The sequence below is a fragment of the Parendozoicomonas verongulae genome (assembly GCF_009711465.1).
Classification (GTDB): Bacteria; Pseudomonadota; Gammaproteobacteria; order Pseudomonadales; family Endozoicomonadaceae; genus Sansalvadorimonas; species Sansalvadorimonas verongulae.
Genome location: NZ_SMME01000258.1, coordinates 1 through 427, shown reverse-complemented (window position 1 = coordinate 427; position 427 = coordinate 1). Strand labels below are relative to the sequence as shown.

At 48.7% G+C, this 427-nt stretch carries 1 protein-coding gene; it reads left to right on the top strand.

All coding sequences use genetic code 11. From position 1 onward, the window contains the following. On the top strand, positions 1–293 hold a 293-nt coding region (locus E1189_RS24350), incomplete at its 5' end, for a hypothetical protein (protein WP_230459835.1). Positions 294–427: the final 134 nt, after the last annotated feature.

Here is a 427-nt window from a genome sequence, read left to right as displayed (position 1 = left end):
TGTATCAGGCAACTCATGCTAACGGAGGAGGGGGGATAACTGTCTGCTGGTTTGAGGCTGCTATTGGAAGTGCGCAGTATCAAACAGGACACCATATTCCTCAATCAGCGGCTGAGTTAAACGCGCTTATGACGGAGATAACAGATCATTGTCCGTGGGACACCTACGATCGTTACCTCAGAACAGCTTTCCGACTCCATGATGCTTTGGTTCTTGATGCGGACGATTTGACGGCTATCGCTCAGGAATTTATCAATGGACTGAAACTGGATACTAAACCCCAATTACTTTGAAAACCGGAGGTTCAGACAAGCCCAGGCAACTTGAGCTTAGCTTTTCCTCTTCGTCAATCAGGGAATCCTTTACCCAAAGGCGTTCTTGCCTCGTAGCTTTCCGCTCTTGCTGCGTCACAGCTCTGGTCACGTAG